Source organism: Pseudomonas sp. Snoq117.2, from assembly GCF_900110545.1.
In the GTDB taxonomy this organism is placed as follows: domain Bacteria; phylum Pseudomonadota; class Gammaproteobacteria; order Pseudomonadales; family Pseudomonadaceae; genus Chryseomonas; species Chryseomonas benzopyrenica.
Genome location: NZ_FOED01000019.1, coordinates 1 through 19,790, shown reverse-complemented (window position 1 = coordinate 19,790; position 19,790 = coordinate 1). Strand labels below are relative to the sequence as shown.

Below are 19,790 nucleotides of genomic sequence, written 5' to 3'. Positions count from 1 at the left end.
GTGATCGCGAATGCACTCGGCAACTGCGCCGCCGAGCCGATTCGCACGTGGGTCTTATGGTTGTTGTTGAGGTGCGGGGGCCCCAAGCGGGGCCTGTTTTTTTTATGCCAAGGGGTTGGCGGGTTGATCGGCGGCGTGGCTCAAGGGGCGCCCCGCCGTCTCCGGCAACGACAGCCCGCCCGCCAGGGCGAACAGGGCGATACCGGCCAGGTAATAGGCCGGCGACAGCGGGTCACCGCTGCGCTCGATCAGCCAGGTGGCGATCAGCGGCGCGGTACCGCCGAACAGCGTTTAGGCCATGTTGTAGGTGATGGCCGAGGCGGTGTAGCGACTGCGGGTGGGGAACACTTCCGACAACAGCACGGCCGTGACCACACCGCACAGCACCGCGCCGATGGCCAACAGGAATGCCCCCGCCAATGCTGGGTAGAACAACCCGGAGCGCGCCAGCAGAAACGCCGGGTAAATGGTCAGCACCAGCCAGGCGGCAGCCGTGACCATGGTCGGGCGCCGGCCAACGCGGTCGGAAAAGCGTCCGGCAAAGGGGCAGCAGGCTGCGGCGAACAGCAAGGTCAGCAAAGAGATCAACAGCGCTGTGGGCTGCGGCTGGCCGCCTTGCAGTTGCAGGTAGGTTACGAAGTAGGTGGTGCACATGTAGAACGACAGCGCGGTCAGCGAGATGAACGCCGCCAGGCAGCACATCGCCCCGCCCTGCTCGCGCAATGTCTGGCCCAGCGGTGCATGCACGGCACGCTCGGCGCTAGCCAGCGCCTTGAACGCCGGCGTCTCGTCCAGGCGCCAGCGCAGGTACAGGCCCACCAGCCCGAGGGGCGCGGCGATCAGAAAGGGCAGGCGCCAACCGAAGGTTGCCATCTGCTCGGCTGTCAGCCAGCGGTTCAGGGCATAGGTGACGATGGCGGCGGCCGCGAACGAGGCGAAGGTCGACACCAGCGCGGCACTGCCATAGCGGGCGCGCTGCCCGGCCGGGGCGTGCTCGATGAGGTAAATGCAGGCACCGGCGTATTCGCCACCGGCGGAAAAACCCTGCACACAGCGGATCAGCGTCAACAGCAACGGGGCGGCCAGGCCGATGCTGGCATAGGTCGGCAGCAGCCCGATCAGGGTGGTGGCTGCGGCCATCAGCAGGATCGTGATCGACAACACCCGGCGCCGCCCGAAATGGTCCCCCAGCATGCCGAACACCAGCCCGCCGAGCGGGCGGAAAGCAAAGGCAACGGCGAACACGGCAAAGGTCTTGAGCAGCGCCGTGGTGCTGTCACCCGAGGGGAAGAACAACTGGGCGATGGTGGTCGCCAGAAAACCATACAGGGCAAAGTCGAACCACTCGACGAAGTTGCCGATGGACGCGGCCCAGACCACGCGTTTCAATTGCTCCGGCGCGACCGGCTGCTGCGACGTACCCGACATATCCACCTCACTGTCTGTTGGAGAACAAGCGATTGGCAGTTCGAAACCTTCACGCAGCGAGTGGGCTGCAGGCGCAGCCCTCAAGCTCAGTCCGGGCGGGCCTCTGGTGGGCCGTCACCGTCAATGTGCGCCCTGCGCCTCCAGCCCCCGACGGCTGAACACCAGCGAGGCATTGGCCCCGCCGAAACCGAAGCTGTTGGACATCACGCAATTCACCTGCTGCCCTTCGCGCACGCTGCGTACCAAGGGCAGCCCCTCGACCTGCGGGTCGAGCTGTTCGATGTTGTGCGAAGCCGCCATGAAACCGTGGCGCATCATCAGCAACGCATAGATCGCCTCGTGCACCCCGGCCGCCCCCAGCGCGTGCCCGCTCAGCGACTTGGTCGAGCTGAACGGCGGCAGTTCACCGTCGAAGGCAGCCAGTGCCGCCTGCAGTTCCACCAGGTCGCCGGCCTGGGTGCTGGTGCCATGGGTATTGAGGTAATCCACCGGTTCGGCGCAACTGGCCAGGGCCATCTGCATGGCGCGCAGTGCGCCGTCGCCGCTGGGGGAAACCATGTCCTGGCCATCGGAGGCAGTGCCATAGCCGATCACTTCGGCGAGGATGGTCGCCCCGCGCGCCTGGGCATGCTCCAGCGCCTCCAGCACCAGCACCCCTGCCCCGCCGCTGATAACGAAGCCATCACGGGCCACGTCATAAGGGCGGCTGGCAGTGGCCGGCCGGTCGTTGTAGCCGGTGGAAAACGCGCCCATGGCGTCGAACATGCAGCTCTGGCTGAAGTGCTCGGCTTCGGCACCGCCAGCAAACACCACATCCTGTTTGCCGAACTGGATCTGCTCGAAGGCGTGGCCGATGCAATGGGCGCTGGTGGCGCAGGCCGAGGCGATGGAATAGTTGAGGCCCTTGATGCCGAAGAAACTGGCCAGGCACGCTGAGACCGTACTGGTCATGGTACGGGGTACACGGTACGGCCCCACCTTGCGTACGCCCTGGCTGTGCAGCAGCTGGTTGGCCTCGACGATGTCTTCGCTGGAGCCGCCACCCGAGCCCATCACGCAGCCGGTGCGGGTGTCGGCCACCTGCTCGGGCGTCAGCCGTGCATCGGCGATGGCATCGGCCATGGCCAGGTAGCCATAGGCTGCGGCATCGCCCATGAAGCGCCGGTGGCGCCGGTCGATGCGCTGAAAGTCGACCTCCAGCCGGCCGCTGACATGGCTGCGCAGCCCCGCTTGCGCATAGGCCAGGTTGAAGGCGATTCCCGAGCGCCCCTGGCGCAATGCCTGGAGGACCTGCGCAGGGCTGTTGCCCAGACATGAGACGATGCCCATGCCGGTCACGACCACGCGGCGTAGCCCGATTGTCTGCTTCGATAACATGCACTGACTCCACAGGTTCAGAACTGTCCGGGCAACCTGGCTGGGTTGCCATGGACTCGAGTCTAAGGGGCGGCTTTGATTCTGATAATTCGTATTTCGTTAGCCATTGATACCGAATTTGGCATCAGTAATTATCCTGCGCCCATGGCAAAGCACCCCGCCCGGCCAAAGCCGGCGGGGCATGATGAATGCCGTTGCTAGAGGGTGGCGTCAGGCAAAGCGTTCGACCTGCGCCGACGTGCGGCGCATCAACACCTTGCCGTTGCGCACCGAAACCAGTGCGTGGCCCTGGCTGCGGACCATCTCGTAATCATCCGGCGCCGACAGCAGCAGCAAGTTGGCCGGCCGCCCGACCTCGATGCCATAACGCTCCCCAAGGTTGAGGGTGCGGGCACTGTTGTCGGTGATCAGATCCAGGCTGCGTTGCAGGTCTTCGTAGCCGAGCATGTGGCAGATGTGCAGCCCGGCTTCGAGAATGCGCAGGATGTTGCCGTTGCCCAGCGGGTACCACGGGTCGACGATGGAGTCCTGGCCGAAGCACACGTTCATCCCGGCGCGGTCGATCTCGGCCACGCGGGTCAGCCCGCGGCGCTTGGGGTAAGTGTCGAAGCGCCCTTGCAGGTGAATGCTCTCGGTCGGGCACGAGATGAAGTTGATGCCCGACATTTTCAGCAGGCGGAACAGCTTGTAGCAGTAAGCGTTGTCATAAGAGCCCATGGCCGTGGTGTGGCTCGCCGTGACCCGAGCGCCCATGCCACGTACCCGGGCCTCTTCGGCCAGCACCTCGAGGAAGCGCGACTGTGGGTCGTCGGTTTCGTCACAGTGCACGTCCACCAGGCAACCGGTGCGCTCAGCCAGCTCCATCAGGAACTTCACCGACGACACACCCTGATCGCGAGTGTTCTCGAAATGCGGAATGCCACCGACCACATCGGCGCCCATGGCCACCGCTTCGGTCATCAGGGCCCGGCCATTGGCGAACGACTCGATGCCCTCCTGGGGGAAGGCGACGATTTGCAGGTCAACCAGGTGGCGTACTTCCTCGCGCACCTCGACCATGGCCTTGAGCGCGGTGAGCTTGGGGTCGGTCACATCCACATGGGTTCGCACGTGCTGAATGCCATGGTCCACCAGCATGTCGATGGTCTTCTTCGAGCGCTGCTTGATGTCGTCGTGGGTGGTGATTTCCTTGCGCTCGGCCCAGCGTTCGATGCCTTCGAACAAGGTGCCGCTCATGTTCCACTTCGGCTCGCCGGCGGTGAGGGTGGCGTCCAGGTGAATGTGCGGCTCGACGAAGGGCGCCACCACCAGGTTCTGTTGGGCGTCCAGGTCGTCGGGGTTGGCCAGCACCGCCACATCGGCCTGGGGCTCGATGGCGGCGATACGGTCGCCGTTCAGTTCAATACGAAACAGGCCCGACTTGCCACGCAGACGGGCGTTGATGATGTTCATGCTGTTACTCCTTGCATTGGGCTTCGCTCATGCGCCATACCAGCATGGCGACCGAAGCGTTCATACGAAATAGCGGGTCGTCGAGTGACTGCCCACTCAGTTGTTCGATACGTTGAATACGTTGGTTGATGGTGTTGCGGTGCAGGCTCAGACGCTGGGCGGCCTTCAGGCCATTGCCGTTTTCCTTGAGCAGGGCGTCGAGGGTATGCACCAGCACATGGGGGTGCTTGCGGCCGGGCGCGATCAGTGGGCCAAGGGTTTCGGCGACGAAGTCGTCGATCAGCGAGCGATCGACGATGCCTTGCAGCAGGCGCAGCACGCCCAACTCGCTGAAGTCGCAGAAACCGGTGGCCGGGCGCAGGTTCTGCGCCACTTCCAAGGCCTGGCGCGCTTCATTGAGCGCCTGGCGGTAGTGGGCGCAATCCTCGGCCAGGCGCGACAGGCCCATGAACAGGCCCAGTTCACCGACCACGCCCGCCAACTGCCGGTGCAGCGCGGCCAGGGTGGCGTGCAGGCCGTGGGCATCGGCCAGTAACAACACGAACAGGTCACCCGGCAATTGCGCGGTCACAGTCCCCGGCCTGCCACGACACCAGGCCTCAAGCTGATCTTCCAGCGCCTGGCGAATGCCCTGCCACACGCGCTCGCCCTGGGCCAGCCCATGGCGCTCGAACAATCCATCGACGCCAGACAGCCGCAGTGTCACCAGGCGCCGTGGCTCGTCCAGCGCCAGCTCAAGGTGCGCGGCCCGCTGCCGAGCGATGGCCAGGCTCGGGTAGTCGCCGGTCAGCAACTGGCCGAGGATGTCATTGCGCGAGCGCCGCACCTGGGTCATCTGCACCAGGGCCGTACCGATCAGGTGAGTGACGACCACCATTTTCAGCGCATACGGCTGCTCGATCAGCGGCAGCCCCAGTTGCTCGGCGCGCTCGATCACTACAGGCGGAATGCCGTGGATGAACGTGCCGCCGGTGAGGATCACCATGCCGGCAATGCCCACGGCGTCGCCATCTTCCACCAGGCTCAGCAGGTTGGCCTCGCCGCGTGGGTGGTTGATGCCGGTGACGAACACCAGCTCGCCGCCCATCACCCACTCGGCAATGCCTTCGTTCTCGGCCACATACGGCCAGCGCACCCGCCGCTGCAGGTTGCGCGCGCCGGCCCGGACGGTCATGTCCTGCAGGCCGGGCAGGTGCAGGATTTCGTCCAGCGCCAGGCTCACGGTTCGACACCCGCCTGGCCCAGCGCCCGGCGCCGGCCGCTCAGTTCAAGCATGACGATGTAGCACAGGGCCGAGGCGCCAATGCCCACCAGCGGCGCGACCCACGGCGAGGCGTAGGCCAGCACCGCACCCAGCGCATAGGACCCGAGGCCCAAGAAGTTGTAGCGCGGCAGCTGCACCGAGGCCAGCGCCGGGTACTTGCCGCGGTGGCGGTACCAGAAGTCGGCCATGATCACCCCACCCACTGGCGGAATGATCGAGCCCAGCAGCACCAGGAACGGGATCAGCATTTCATACATCCCGCCAATCGCCAGCACGATGCCCACCGCTGCCGCGACCAGCGTGGCGATGCGTCGACGCTCGCTGCGCAGCAAGTGGCAGGCCGCTGCCGAGACGTTGTAGATGGTCGGTCCCTGGATGGTCCAGAGGTTCAGGCAGAGCATCACCACCGCCGCGAACGACAGGCCTTGCAGCATCATCACTTCGACGATGTCGGCCTGCTGGTAGACCATCGCGCACCAGGCCCCGGCCACCACCATCAGGCCGTTGCCGAGCAGGAAGGCGACGATGCTGGCCACCACCGCCACCCGCCCGCTGCTCGACAACCGGGTCCAGTTGGTGGCCTGGGTGGCACCGCTGGCGAAGGTGCCGAAGACCATGGTCACCGCTGCCGAGAAGGTCATGGTTTCATGCGGCACCACCGCCGCCAGGCCGGCAAAGCCCCCGGCATCGGCGGTGGCGATATACATCGAAACCAGCAGCAGCGCGAACATCAGCGGCACCGACACCCGCGACAGCAGGTCCAGGCCCTTGAAGCCGATGATCGCGGTAATGCTGAAACCCAGGCCGAACAGCACCATCAGCGGCACGGTGAAACCACCCGCCAGGCCCAGCAACTTGACCAGCACGATCGCCACGGTCGCGGTGCCCCAGGCGTACCAGCCAAGTTCGGCGAAGCCCAGGATGAAGTCGGAAAGCCGGCTGCCCGCCTCGCCGAAACAGAAGCGCCCCATCAGCACGCTGTTCAAGCCGCTGCGCGAGGCGATGAAGGCCAAGGCCGCCGCGTACAACGCCAGCAGCGTGTTGCCGATGGCGGCGACCCACAGCATGTCGACGAAGTTGAAGGCCATGCCCAGCTTGCCACCGGCGAACATGGTGCCGGTGAAGAAGGTAAAGCTGAACAACACCATGGCAATGGGCAGCAGCCCTTTGCGCGAGGATGGCGGGGCTTCGCAAAGCGGGAATTCGGTAGGTGAGCTCATGGCACGGTGCTCCGGGTTGTCGTTGCGACTAGGGGAGCAATATGCGGGCCGCTTTTGCCAAGCGCGAAAAACAGGAAATTTGCGGGCAATCGGCACAACTTTACCTGTTCACCTTGCACACTATTTTGCCGAATTGATGAATTAAACCTGTGCGTTAAGACCTGTTTTGATGCGGGCGCGCACCAACGCGGAACAGCACTGGATAGTTTCCACGCAGCCTGCCGTCGGCGGTGCGCGCCGGCCGTCATTCGCTGGCGCTGACATCCACCTCTTCCAGCTGTCATCCGGATCGAAGCGTTTCATGGCCTTGGCAATCTTGTCGCCCTGTGGCCCCAGATCCTTCTCGAACACCTGGTCGTCGTGGCTGATCATGAAGCTCATGACACCGCTATCGTTGTATTTCGCCGGCCAGGCGACCAGGGCGAAGCCGCGGCTCATCTGGTTGCCGATCAGGTAGCTGTAGGCGCCGCCCGGGGCCGACGAGCCTTGGCCATCAAGGATGCGGAAGTGGTAGCCGTACCAGGCATCGCCCACCACATCCTTGCCGAACAGCGGCCCCAGCGGGCTGATCTCGCCGCCCTCTTCGTCCTCCCAGAACAGGCCGTCATGCTTGCCGGGCGTGCTGAAGATCTGCTGGGCATATTCCAGCGCGCCGTTGCTGTTGCGGTCCTTCGAGGCGTAGTCCATCTGCGCGTCGTGATAGGCTAGGACCGACTGCAATGCAGCCAGCTCGTTACGGCCGATGCGCCGGGCGTGGATTTCGGCGCTGCCGGCCTTGCGGTCGAAGCGCCAGCCGTTGGTAGCCTTGGTCAGCCGAACCAGTTCTGCATCAGATGCACGCTCAGCTAGCTTCCCGACCGTAGCATCCAGTAGCGGCCGAATGCGGCCGACAGTACTTGCCTCAGCGTGAATCGTCTCCAATGACCGTTTCAAAGCGAGTGCAGCCACTGTCCCAGCATCTGTGTCGGACACCTTGCGCATGTCGCGACCATTTAGGCCAGGGTTCAGGTTGGTTTCGCTGAACGGGTGATCGGCCGGCAGGCTGGGCTCATCGACATGTTTGTTCGGCACCTCGCAGGGGAATGGATCGATTAGGAATCCCGGAAACCTTCCTTGCCTGCCCCTAGTTGTGGAAGTAGCCCTGACCACGGGTAATACGCTCCCATAGCTCACCGATCCGCTGAGCCCTGTAGATATCGGCACTCACTTCAGCACCGTTAAAGAAGAACGCTGCATGGATGTGATAGCCCCGGTCCTCGCCTTGCTCGACGCTGCAAATGTAGCCAATTTCATGGTCGAAAATTAGGTTGCGTTCACGCTCAGCTATCAGCCGATTCAGATCGTCGAATACGCGCTCCACACGCAACCTCGCCTGGACCTCTGCACGGTAATACAGATCAACCCTGATCACGCAGATCCGGGCGTAGCGATCAAACATGGCATCAACGTAGCGATCGACTTCGACCTCTTGCTGAATCGCCTGGTAGCGCTGATCGTGCTCCCTACGCTTGAATCTCTTTTGGGCAAGGAGTGTACGGATGCACTTGGTCAGCTCGTTCAGCGTCTCACTGGTGCTCAGATAGCGCGTTTCACCCTCGTTCAAGCAGGTGATGCCAAAGGGGCTGCGCTCAATCCCAATGGCCTGGCAGGCTTCCTGAAGAAGGCTCAAGTGCCAGCTGTACTGATACGCCACATCTCCGTCGAGCAGCGCGACCATCTGCACGATCCCATCGAAGTATTTTGAAAGCATGGTTTCTCTGACCTGTTCATCTCCATGCTTTGAATATGAGATTCGGCAGGCCTGGCTATCTGTACGCTGGATGGCGTTGATGAGGCGCTCAATTCGAATTGCGATATCGGACTGGGATTGGAGGGTGTTGGCGTTTTGTTTGGTCATGGCTCTGTACCTGGTGAGTGGTTTCGCATACCAGGTACGGGATGTGTATTTATTAACCGATGACCTAACCCGGAGGCAGGGTGATAGTGCCGGTGTGGTTACTAAAAACTCAGCCTATCGAGTATTGACACGGTGATAGCCTAGAACTATATAACTAGATCCCGCTCCAAGACTCAGCGATCACCCCAGGCTGGCCTGGCAATGGGGAGCAACATTACCGAGCCTGCCGAGAGATTCACCCAATCGCATCCTGGGAGAGTTAGCTGAGAGCGCTGGACTTTCCAAGCGGCATAAACGCCATGACCAGCCTTAGCCGGTCATGGCGTAGGTGATAGTTCTAGCTAGCCATACTCAGGTGGCCGGTGGGGCGCACCGCAGCCCCCTCTGCCAGGTCCCGCTCCTCGATCCTTGCCAGGATCCAGTCATGCACCTCGCTATCGACCCAGCCGACACAGCGGTCGCCCAACGAGACCGGCTTCGGGAAGGTACCTTCCGAGATGTGTTTGTAGATGGTCGATCGGGCAAGACCAGTCGAATCGATGACTTCTTTCAGGCGAATGATCCTCATGAACGGGGCTCCTCATATTCGTTCAGAGGATCTGCAGGAGCAGTAAGAAATAACCTGAAGCCCCGTCACCTACTCGGTTAGCAAGCCAAACTGATAGCGGTTCCACACATCCAGGTCAGCCTCGCTGTCGAACTCACGAAGAAACCCGCCCCGGACATCCTTGTACACAATGCAGCAGTTCTGATTCTCGGGAGCCGGATAGACGATCAGAGAAACGACCTCCAAGGCATCATCGCGCCCTTCTGGCTTTGGCACAGGTATCAGCCTAATCACCTGGGGTTGGTACCCCGACCATGCCTTGCCATTGAACTTCTGCTTCAAATGCTCGGCCCACTCAAACGCCACCTCAAAAAAGTGATCGAGCACTCCAGGCCAGTAGTAGCCAGCCTCGTCCTGCCCCGGCTTACCGACCTTCAGTTGATCTAACTCTCGACCAATCATGCCCTCCAGAGAAGCAGGAATTTCGCCGTACCTTTCGCCTGGCCTTCCCCATGTCAGGGACAGCAGATGCGACGTGTACCAGGCCAGCTTGTGATAGAGGACATCCAGCGCAGCAGGTCCCAAAGCGAGAAGAGCTCTTGCTACATCAGGCTGCGTAAGCCCGCTGGTCAACCGTTCATAACGGGACTGCTTAGCTTCCGCGTAAACCAGCACTGCGCAATGAGGGCGCCGCGCCCCCATCTGCGTGTGGTCAAGGTTCAGGTAGTAGGTACTGGGAACCTTGGCTCCAACGAAGAAACCATTGGATACACCCGGCACATGAACACGTATGAAGCCCAGGCTGACTAGTCGCCTCACCTGATGTTTGAGCGCAATCGGATTCAGGCCCGTCATTGCACGAAGCTTCGCCTCCCCCACCCCGGCCACAACCCCGCACTGATCGGCAAAGGTTAAAAGGGCAGCCAAAAGCACTCTCGTGGCTGTCCCCAGGCGTCCACAAGCCCCAGGTGCTGCCGGCCGCCCGTCCTTGCATACCTGTTTGCGCGCAACCTTCTCGCTCCCGGTATCTGTTTCAGGCCGAGGTCCCTCGGCATAAATCTCCGGCTCATTAAAGAGACGCAGGACCAGGTCCCGATGAGTAAGCGAACTACCTCTTGGCTGGGCAAGCAGATCGAGGAGGTATTGCGACGCCTCATATTCCTGCCCCGGACGACCCACCTTGTCAGCCTGTTTTTTGGCCACTAACAGCCCAGCTTCGGCTAACTCCCGCACTGCGTCTCTGACCAATCTATCCGTCAAGCAGAGGAGTCTCGCAACTGGTTTGACCTTGAACGAGGCGGTCAAGAGTGCCTGCTCTCGGCATATCAGGGCTTGCAGGAAAAACCTAGACTCTGCACCAACCTCTAGGTCTTCATAAAAAGCCAGAAGATTAGCCATTTCACCTACCGAAAAACTGGAAATTTAGATCACGTTTTATACCCTATAAAATCAGCTTATCAATATCATGTAACGTATCTGTTAACTACGTCGATAACATGACCGCTAACATTTACAAAAATTCTGATCAACAGACCTACCATCAGGTCATGTAACACCGTCCAGTAGTGAGGCGACTGATCGCACCCTGAATATGGCGACGGAGAAGGAAACTCGAAAATGAGCGAGACCGAAGCAGCACCAGGCTGGCTGAACGAGAAGGACAGAGGAGAGTGGCAATGGGCAGCAAGTTACCTATCGAGCCGGTGCTCTCCGTCGCTGCAAGGCAAGATCAGCTTCCTTGCCGACAGTGGTTTCAGCCATCTGGTCAGATCGATCCATGCCCTCGAATCCGAGGCTGAAGGTGTAAAGCTCATCGAGCGATTGAGAAACGCCATCAGACAAAGGCGGTATCGATTAGCCAAAGGCGGCAGAAAGACTTGCTCCTTCACGCTCCCACTCGAAACCAAGACCACACTCAAAAGCCTCGCCAAAGGGCACAAAACAACCGAAACAGCGCTGATTCAGCGCTTGATCGAAGTCGCCGCCCAGGCAGCCGCAGAACAGAAAGAGGTGATGCGTCGCGACGCTCAAATGGCCAAAGTCACACGCAATGCGCGCAAGCTTACGCAGGAGCTGGACAAAGTTCGGATTGATGAGACCAGAAAGCAGCTGCACCACTGCATGAAGCAGCTCGCGCGGTGGGAAACCTTTCTAAAAGAAGAACTGCCCGAGCTATCCTACGAAGACGAAGCAGCCGCAACAGCTCTTGCAGAACGCCGAATGCGTGTAGTCCAAGAGGCCATCGATGCCTCCGTCGCCAAGCATGAGATGCTGAGCCCGAGGTCAGTCTGAGCAAATTTCGAGCCTGCCACCTAAATCCCAAGCCATGGATCTTCTCAGCGCCCCGACATCCTGAGTTCAAATCCAGCCGCCCGGTATTCCAAATGGTATTCCAGACAAATATCAAACCGAACTTTTCTCATATTTTTCATTAAGATAGGCTATCGTTTCAGATTACCCCGGCTTGAAGACCGGCGCTTCACCGCGCGCCTCGAGCTGGCGAGCCACGCTAGCGATGGCGACCGCACCGGCGAGCACGCCATAGACACCATCGAAACGACCGGCCTTGGGTTGGGTATCCAGATGGGAGCCGCAGAGCACATAGGGCGCTGCAGGGTCGAAGGTCATCAGGCCAAACTGGTTACCGACGGCGTCGACCTGCACCGTGAAACCATGGGCGCGGAGCCAGGTGCTGAAAACATCGCGCATGGCGCCATCCTCTGCGGATGCGGCCAGGCGCTGCAGGCCACCGTTGGCGGTGGCACCGATGGCCGAACTCTGCGCGAACAACGCATCGAAGGCATCGAGGTCCGCCGCGTCGGCAACGGGAAAGTCACGGGTAAACGAGCTCGACATCGGCTGACTCCAGACAGCGCACGAACTCGGCGGATGGCGGCCGGTTGCTGACCAGCGTATCCACCGCCGAGAGCGGCAGGGTGTTGATGAAGGTGCGGTGACCGAACTTGGCGTCGTCCGCCAGGATGACGCTGCGGCGACAGTTCACCGTCAGCGTGCGACGCAGATGCGCCTCGGGTTCCTCGTAGTCCATGAGCCCCAGCTCGGCATCCACCGCGCCGATCCCCATGAAGGCGATGTCGTAGTGAAAGCCCGCGGCGAACGCCAGGGTATGCGGGCCGATCAGGGCGTTATCGTTGCGGCGGATATCCCCAGGGGTCATCAGCACCTGATTGGCGCTGTGCTGTGTGAGCAGCAGGCCAATATCCAGGGAGTTGGTCACCACCCGCAGGGCTTTGAACCGGGTGAGCTGCTGCGCGAGCGCCAGGGTCGTCGTACCGGTGTCCAGGAACAGCGCCATGCCGTCCTGGACCAGTTCCGCCGCACAGGCCGCCAGACGGGTCTTGGCGCGCGTCTGGATGCGGCTACGCACCTGCAGGGGTTGCTCTTCGTTGGGCTTGGGCAGCACCGCACCGCCATGGATCCGACGCAGCTTGCCGGCCTCCTCAAGGTGCTTGAGATCACGCCGGATCGTCTCTTCCGATACCTGCATGGCTTGCGCCAGGTCTGCGGCCTTGACGCGCTGCTGCAGGTTGATGAGACGCAAGATTTCGTCAAGGCGAGGCTGGTTCAGCATGGCAGGAGTCGTCCGCAACAGAGAGAAGCGCTCAGTGTAACGGGCTGCTCCGGCTGATTTCGCGCGGCGTGCGTGCAGCCTCGCCGCGACCTTGGGCGGCGAGAACAGGCGAGGCGATAGCGGGACGGATGAAGCCATGGAACGTTCCTTTCACGGATGGAGCGGTGAAAGGCAGGTTGGAAAGGTGGTGCAACGGGCCAGCCTCTTTAGCGGGCGAGCGCCGTGTGGATCAGGTCAACGCAGCAGGGGTGGTACTCTATGAGCCCAAGGCAGCAGGGCCTCGACGGCGGCGCAGAACTGCAGGACCGCGGCATCCGCATGCCGGGGCCCCACCACCTGCAGGCCAATGGGCAACTCGTCGGCACTCTAGGCATAGGGCAGGCTCGCCGCAGGATTTCCCGACAGGTTGAAGGGATAGGTAAAGGGGGTCCAGCGCGCCCAAGGGGTGCCGCTGCCGGCTGCCTCGTAGCCCTCCTCCGGCCCGGTCAGGTGGGCGGGAAAAGGCAAAATCGGCAAGGTCGGCAGCAGCAATAGATCGTAGGACTCGAACAACGCGTGGACCTGGTTGGCAAACATCGCGCGCTGCTGGGAAGCCGCAAGATAGTCGGCGAGATCGTACTGACGCGCCTTCTCGATCAAGGTGGCGAAGCCGGGATCGAGCTCGCCCAGTCGGCCGCCCAAGGTCTTGCCATAGGCGATGCCGCGCCCTGCTACCCAGAGCGTCTCGAAGGTCGTCAGCGGATCGCGCCAGTCCAGGGCCAGACGCTCGACCTCGAGCGGTAGTTGGCGTGCCAGGATGTCCACTGCCGCGTCCACGCCAGCGGCCACCTCTGGATGGACGGGGGTCTCGAACAGCGTCGGACAATAGGCTACGCGCAGCGGGGATAATGGCTGATCACAGCGCGCCAGGTAGGACTCCGTCGGCGCCGGAAGCGCCTGGTGATCGAGCGCATCCGGCCCGGACAACACATCGAACAGCAAGGCGCTGTCCCGCACGGTACGGGTGATGGGCCCCGCGTGGCTGAGCGTTTCCGTCGCCGACCACGGCCAGGTAGGAATGCGGCCGAGAGAGCCTTTCAGGGCGAAGGTGCCGCAAAAGGAGCTGGGGATCCGGACCGAACCACCCCCATCCGAGCCCAGGGCCGCCGGCACCATGAACGCCGCCGTGGCGATGGCGGAGCCGGAACTCGAACCACCGCTGGTCAAACTCGTATTCCACGGCGTGCGGCCGTCGCCAAATACCCGCGAGGTGCTGGCGCCGGTCCAGCCGAATTCGGTGGTCGCCGTCTTGCCCAGCACTATCCCACCCGCCGCCTTGAGGCGCTGGATGATAGGAGCATCCTGGGTCGGTACATAGTCGAGCGCCGTGAGCGACCCCCGGGTCGTCCGCAGGCCAGCGGTGTGGAACAGGTCCTTGATGCCGAAAGGCACGCCATGCAGCGGGCCGCGGAAGCGTCCTTCACGCGCCTCGGCGTCTAGCAGCTGTGCCTGGTTCAACGCATGATCGACGTAGACGTCTCCAAAAGCCCTAAGCGTTGGATTAGTGGCTTTTATGGACTTCAGGCAAGCCTGCACAAGCGTGACCGAAGTCAGTTGACCTTCGCGAATGCGCTGGGCGGAGCTGATTACATCGAGTACAATTCCCTCTAAATCCAGCTTTTGCATAGAATTCCAGACCATTTCGCAGCTCAGGTGTCTGAGCGGCATTGAACAGCGAAGCGAGGTCACGGTCAAGCATAGAAAATTAGGATTTGTGGAATATGTGGTTTTTTGGATAGCCTCACAGGAAGGTGAGTAGGTACTGATGGAAGGATGAGAAGTAGTGCTGCTCAGCGTGAAACAGCGGCGACCAAGGCAGTACCCCAGCCTATAGCCGACGTGGCTAACCCTAGCCGTCAGCGTCCTTTGCAAGCCGAGCCCCCATGGCTTGCCGAACGACCAGTACGACGCCATTTTGTGGGAGGTCTAGCGCCATTTGGAATGAAAGGGGTGTTAGGGAGACCCGCAAGCCGCAAAGGCACTCCACAACCTGGGTGGCAGGATCGCGCGATGATGAGCTTTCTACGCAGGTCGCCTAATGCTGAGCTGTCGGTGAAACACCTTTGGCAAGACCTGCGGATCGTGAGCGACACGGTTCCACGCTAACCGATGCAGAATTCGGCTAAGCGCCACCGGACTCATCTACATCAATGGGGAAGGTGAAGTTCGGATCGTCCTCGCTCAAATCTTCGAAGGCGGACGCCAGCAGCAAGCTGGGATCCTCCGGCAGATCAATTTCAGTCAAGGGCACAAGCTCCTCGTCACCCAGGTTGAGCGGTAACTGTTGAGCGAGATCCTTGAACATAAATTTGATCGCAACGACTCTTCTCGCCTCACGCTTCAGTTCGTAGGTGACATCCAATCTACTCTTGGTACGCAGCTCTTCCACAGCAGGATCAATCACGCGCTGGCGGAGATTGTTAAAGCGCTGGTAGGCGTCAGAAAGCCCTAAAGCGGTCCTGAGTGTCTCGATCTCGATGTATGCCCATCCGGTTTTCTTGAACTGCATGAGCATCTCAAAGAGCCGAAACGAGTGAGTAGAGTCGAGACGTGCGACCCGGCGGAGGTCGTAGCTGGTGAGCTTGGTGTGAAGTCGGGATAGGTACGGCATAACGTGGATCGTGAAGGACAGCTCCACCCTCCCCTCGCCAGCGATGTAACGCGCAGCATCGACCCAGCGCTTACGTTCCACTGCAGATCCATCGAAGGTCTTCACCTCGCGCTCAAACAGAACGTCGGCCGTCTCCTTCATCTGCTCGTAGGCATGACGAAGCTGCACACCGTATATCTCTGAATAGAGCAGTGCAGACACAGAAATCTTCTTCGGCATCCCTTTCCGAGGGTCGATTTGGCTTATCGCAGCCAAAATGAGCCTCTGCTCGTTGAGGGTAAGCCGATACGACGCTGTGATGAGCGTATTTGACTTCGTTACCCGAATCGGCCGAGGGTCAGCTTGATCAGGAACGGGGGTGGATACCTTTGACATGGAGGGACCTGGTAGGAAGCCTTAAACCCTACTAGTGCCTTCCCCTGTAGTCGATACCGGGTCAAGCGAAAAAAGAGTCAAAAGCCCGCACGGCGCGCTTTCCGCGCGACAATCAACTGCCTTGGCAGTCAGGCAGAGTCGAGTTGTAGTCGTCTCGAGGAGACGCATTGGCAGGTAGTAAAACATCGTCCGAGCGGACACGCGAGTACCGTAATTTGTAGTCGGATCGATCAGAGGGAGCGTAGCGTGCTACCGAGAGGCCTGCTGAGAGGCGTTTATACCGTGATTTGTAGTCGCAACACCCACCTTAGAAATCCCTTTGGTGCGGCATAGCGGGTCTGACCGCTGCACTACCGTAATCCGTAGTCGCATTGCATGGCCGACACGTGTTCTAGGCTCGCAGTGATCGGTCTGAGCGGCTGGGTACCGTAATCTGTAGTCGTATCGGGTGGGCGGTGACCGTGCTCGAACCGCGGAATAGGTGTCTAGCTGCGCCTATACCGCAATCTGTAGTCATTAGGAGAGGTCAGCCCTTAAACAGCCGCAATCTGTAGTCGATCGGCCGAGCAAAACGATTTTTTGCTCCCTAAGCGTCTGTTTAGTGCCGTAATTTGTAGTCGTAAGGAGGAGGGTCACTCGATCATGCGGTATGAGATACCGGAATCTGTAGTCGTTTCAGCAGGTTAGAGGACGGCCAAGCCGTAATCTGTAGTCGTTGACCGAGAAGTATTGCTGCGATGACTACCGGAATTTGTAGTCGCTAGACATGATGGACGCATTTTCTCGCCACTGGTACGAGGCGCTTGATGACGATGGCAGGTGCAACCTGCAAGCCCGCCTCGGATAGGCACGATCTCAGATTTTATCGTTTAAAATCAGCACCTTAGGAAGGTTTTCCTGCGGTCTTCACATTGAACGCCTCGAGGGGGAGCGAACTTAACCCCGCGTTTTATCGCCTTCGTGCTAGCGCTGTGCATCTGGACAGCCGCAATTTGTAGCAGGTGGGACTGCTCACCGGTGGATAACAGCCGGCATCCGTAGTCGTGACTGCCGGAATCTGTAGTCGACCGACCCGGAATTCGTAGTCGCGTCAGCCGTAATGCCTAGTCGCATTACCGGATTCTGTAGTCGATACCCCCCTTGGAACCCTTTGCTAGCGCGGCTTCCAGCGTCTTAAAAACAAGAGAAAAACAAGAAATAAAGATCTAAAAAGCTCTTAAAGGGAAGGCAGCTGTGGATAAGCACGCCTCGGCATAGACGTTGATCTGTAATCGACTACAGATCACGGCTGAGGGACCGTAGCCTGTGTAGTGAAGGTCCTGTACGTCTGCGCACCTACCCTTTCCACCGGATGGCAGCCCAACGAAATATTCGTCGACAGCAGGTCCAGGGGATCCAACCGGCTTCGCAAACCATCAAGACCTTGTTAAGACCCTCGTCAAATACCTAACGCTGTGATCCTGACGGGAATACACCGAAAACGGGCCGTACTAGCGCCATGCGCCCGATTCTAGAGTCGACGTCGCCCCACCCACAAAACAGCAAGCTTCCTAGATGGCACGTGATCACCTTCTGCTCAGAAGGGCACCGATCGCCAAATTCATTGATGTCCAAGGCATACAGCCTAAGCACCGGATATTGACCCTAACGCACTGAGGTACCTCACTGATCGAGGTCTCGGCAGCTTTGCACCTACCAAAAAACGCTGGTACGACCAGGTTGGCTAACTGAGGTGCGCAAGCATGGAGGTTTAGCAAGTATCGAGCAGCTCTGGGCGATCAGTACCTGATGAGTGCTTCACGCAGCTAACCAGCCACGATGCACAGTCGCCCCGCCCTCGCCTGCCACGAATACCAGCTCCCCATTAGGGTTTAAGGGGTTTTGATGATCTGGTGCCGCAGGAGCGCGCGGAACGCTGGCAACGAATCCCAATACAGCTATTAGAAGCAGTCCTGGGAGGCTTTGAGGATGGGATCCTAGACGCGGCGCGCTGGCAAGCGAGCTAGTGACGACAACACCAGCTTAAAGCTAGCCAGCGCTAGACACACCGGTCGGTGAATTACGTTGTAAGCAGCTATCAGCCTACCGCGGCCAACAAGCTTGAGACGTTCACCGCTGTGACTGAAGGTGTCGGCGCTGAGGATATGCATCAGCTTGCGCTGACCTACTTCATGATATCTGGCAGAAGCGTTGAGATATCGCATGCCAGACATCGCTTTCAGGCAACGTGCGGCCTATCGCCCGTATTTCTCGCACCAAAGATCGAAAGCTTCGATGAAGATGTCCTGGCCTGTCAGCCCTAGGTCGATACGCGCCAACTGGAGTTTCCTGTATCGGTCAGCGTCGCACTTCACGCTGAGCGTCCTGTTTTGTCCAGCTTTCGCTGCTGGCGCAGGCTCCTCGGTCGTATGCTGTGTAGCGACCGGGTTGCTTTGAGTAACACTAGGTACTGACGGTGCTGCAGATGTGACAGGCTCCGCCGCTTTGGAGGTGTTGAGCATTGAGCCGAGATCTCGAGGAGTGCGAGCCATTTGGTCCTACCTTCTATGCAAATTCTTAGACATGCATGCGAGTGCTTAAGTGCTTGAGCAAGCACTTAAGCACGTGCTTGCTGGAATTCTAACTCTTCCAAAACGTAGTCGCACAGCTTTCTGATGTCCCGCGCTGCCGAGCAGCTTGGTCGAAGCTCCTGCGGTACCCTACCGTCAATACCGGCTTCGACCATGATGGTACGGCGCGGCATCGGTGGGCACAGCTTGCCGTGCTGAGACAGGGCCACCATCACGTCTTTAGTAATGTTCGTGTTGAGCGTCACTTCGTTCAGAAGGAACACAAAGGGCTTGTTCTCATCCTTCACCAACGTCAGCGTCTGCCTTACTGCACGCAAATCGTGTGGGCCTGCTTTGACCGGAATGATCACGAGGTCAGCGAATTTTACAGTCGCAGTGATAACGTCGTTAGACTCGGGGGGTGTGTCGATGAGGACGTAGTTGTACCCCTCCCCTTCCAGCACGCTGAGTGCCGCCCCTAAGCTCTCGTATGGGACGTTTGACATTTGCGGCTCTTCAATTTCACGCTCTTGCCACCATTCGGTAAGGCTGCCTTGCGGATCCGTATCTATCAGCATTACCCGATTTCCACGGCGAGCCAGCTCCACTCCCAGGACTTCCGTCGTAGTGGTCTTACCAACACCGCCTTTCCTCGACGCAATCACCACTGTTTTCACTAGAGATCTCCTTAAGTACGCGCTCGCCCGCTTAGGTGCGTGTTTGCTCATTTGCTTACGTACGTGCTTACGCGAGCGTTCATGCAAGCAATTCGTGCGAGTATACGTTTGCATGCTCGCACGCTCAAGCGTACGCGTGCGTAGGTAAGCACTCATGTGCTTTAATGCGTAAATGCTTGCGTGTGCCCTATGATTTCCAGGTGGTTGCTTGGGGCGCTTAGAAATAATCAAGTCTGAGGCCCGGGTATCGACACCCTCTACGTGCGTAACCAAGCATTTGCTTATATAAGCATGCGCGTCACAAACGGTAGTTTTGGGTTGAAGTCGGAGATAGTTAACCGGTGAAAGCAGATAGATGTAAGCCATAACGGGTATCGCTAGGCCGCCCGTTAGTAACGGTTCATGCACCGAAATCAATGCGGCGACTCTTTCGTCGTTCTCGTAGAGACCGGTGGCCAACTCGCTTGCCGGAATGGCGACCCCCACACATGCTTGGGTGCTTGGGTGCTTGGGTGCTTGGGTGCTTGGGTGCTTGGGTGCTTGGGTGCTTGGGTGCTTGGGTGCTTGGGTGCTTATGCGAGCACGGGTATCTACGATGCGCTCTTAGCGGCGACCTGATCACTCATCAAACAAATTGGAATAGCCGCTCACTTAAGGGCTTAAGTGCTTAGGTGCTTAGGTGCTTAGGTGCTTGCTTAAGTGTGTGCGCATTTGCGCATTCCGCACCTGTTAGCACATGGGAGCCCTGGATTTGCTGGGAAG

12 protein-coding genes and 3 pseudogenes are annotated in these 19,790 nt (G+C 59.8%); 1 reads left to right on the top strand and 14 read right to left on the bottom strand.

The genetic code is table 11. The features are described from left to right. Nucleotides 1–102 precede the first annotated feature (102 nt). The 9 genes and pseudogenes from BMZ43_RS23900 to BMZ43_RS23860 form a co-directional block, all read right to left on the bottom strand. A pseudogene (locus BMZ43_RS23900) lies at nt 103–1,428 on the bottom strand (MFS transporter). A gap of 120 nt (nt 1,429–1,548) precedes the next feature. Continuing rightward, a complete protein-coding gene (locus tag BMZ43_RS23895; RefSeq protein WP_009683511.1) occupies nt 1,549–2,805 on the bottom strand; it encodes a beta-ketoacyl synthase N-terminal-like domain-containing protein in 1,257 nt (418 codons plus the stop codon). A gap of 210 nt (nt 2,806–3,015) precedes the next feature. After that, nucleotides 3,016–4,257 carry a cytosine deaminase gene (gene codA, locus BMZ43_RS23890; protein ID WP_023101488.1) on the bottom strand — a complete coding sequence of 414 codons (1,242 nt, stop codon included), beginning with the start codon at nt 4,255–4,257 and terminating at the stop codon, nt 3,016–3,018. Between the two features lie 4 nt (nt 4,258–4,261). After that, nucleotides 4,262–5,479, bottom strand: coding sequence for a PucR family transcriptional regulator (locus BMZ43_RS23885; protein ID WP_093257301.1), 1,218 nt, complete (start codon nt 5,477–5,479; stop codon nt 4,262–4,264). Further along, entirely contained in the window at nt 5,476–6,741 is a 1,266-nt protein-coding gene (codB, locus tag BMZ43_RS23880) for a cytosine permease (protein ID WP_023101490.1), read from the bottom strand. Before codB ends, BMZ43_RS23885 begins: the two co-directional genes overlap by 4 nt. A 141-nt stretch (nt 6,742–6,882) precedes the next feature. Next, complete coding sequence (locus tag BMZ43_RS23875; RefSeq protein WP_256563275.1) at nt 6,883–7,812, bottom strand: DUF2950 family protein; 930 nt, start codon at nt 7,810–7,812, stop codon at nt 6,883–6,885. A 52-nt stretch (nt 7,813–7,864) separates the two neighbouring features. Further along, on the bottom strand, nt 7,865–8,638 hold the full coding sequence (locus BMZ43_RS23870; RefSeq protein WP_093257299.1) for a YagK/YfjJ domain-containing protein: 774 nt from the start codon (nt 8,636–8,638) through the stop codon (nt 7,865–7,867). Between the two features lie 337 nt (nt 8,639–8,975). After that, a complete protein-coding gene (locus tag BMZ43_RS23865) occupies nt 8,976–9,206 on the bottom strand; it encodes a helix-turn-helix transcriptional regulator (protein ID WP_009683504.1) in 231 nt (76 codons plus the stop codon). Between the two features lie 69 nt (nt 9,207–9,275). Then, nucleotides 9,276–10,583: a hypothetical protein gene (locus BMZ43_RS23860; RefSeq protein ID WP_093257297.1), complete on the bottom strand. Its 1,308-nt coding sequence runs from the start codon at nt 10,581–10,583 to the stop codon at nt 9,276–9,278. 219 nt (nt 10,584–10,802) lie between these two features. On the opposite strand from BMZ43_RS23860, the gene BMZ43_RS23855 reads away from it, so the two are divergent. Further along, nucleotides 10,803–11,477 carry a hypothetical protein gene (locus tag BMZ43_RS23855; protein WP_009683502.1) on the top strand — a complete coding sequence of 225 codons (675 nt, stop codon included), beginning with the start codon at nt 10,803–10,805 and terminating at the stop codon, nt 11,475–11,477. Between the two features lie 180 nt (nt 11,478–11,657). Here the strand turns inward: BMZ43_RS23855 and BMZ43_RS23850 are convergent. From BMZ43_RS23850 to BMZ43_RS23830, 5 genes and pseudogenes are all read right to left on the bottom strand, one after another. Beyond that, a pseudogene (locus BMZ43_RS23850) lies at nt 11,658–12,041 on the bottom strand (Zn-dependent hydrolase); the annotation flags it as partial. Next, nucleotides 12,019–12,777, bottom strand: a complete 759-nt coding sequence (locus BMZ43_RS23845; RefSeq protein WP_074585150.1) for a DeoR/GlpR family DNA-binding transcription regulator — start codon at nt 12,775–12,777, stop codon at nt 12,019–12,021. The pseudogene BMZ43_RS23850 and the gene BMZ43_RS23845, both read right to left, overlap by 23 nt. A 234-nt stretch (nt 12,778–13,011) precedes the next feature. Beyond that, a pseudogene (locus BMZ43_RS23840) lies at nt 13,012–14,442 on the bottom strand (amidase). Between the two features lie 496 nt (nt 14,443–14,938). After that, nucleotides 14,939–15,802 (bottom strand): replication initiation protein, encoded by an 864-nt coding sequence (locus BMZ43_RS23835; RefSeq protein WP_074585148.1) that lies wholly within the window; start codon nt 15,800–15,802, stop codon nt 14,939–14,941. A gap of 2,596 nt (nt 15,803–18,398) precedes the next feature. Beyond that, complete coding sequence (locus tag BMZ43_RS23830; RefSeq protein ID WP_223855338.1) at nt 18,399–19,028, bottom strand: ParA family protein; 630 nt, start codon at nt 19,026–19,028, stop codon at nt 18,399–18,401. Nucleotides 19,029–19,790: the final 762 nt, after the last annotated feature.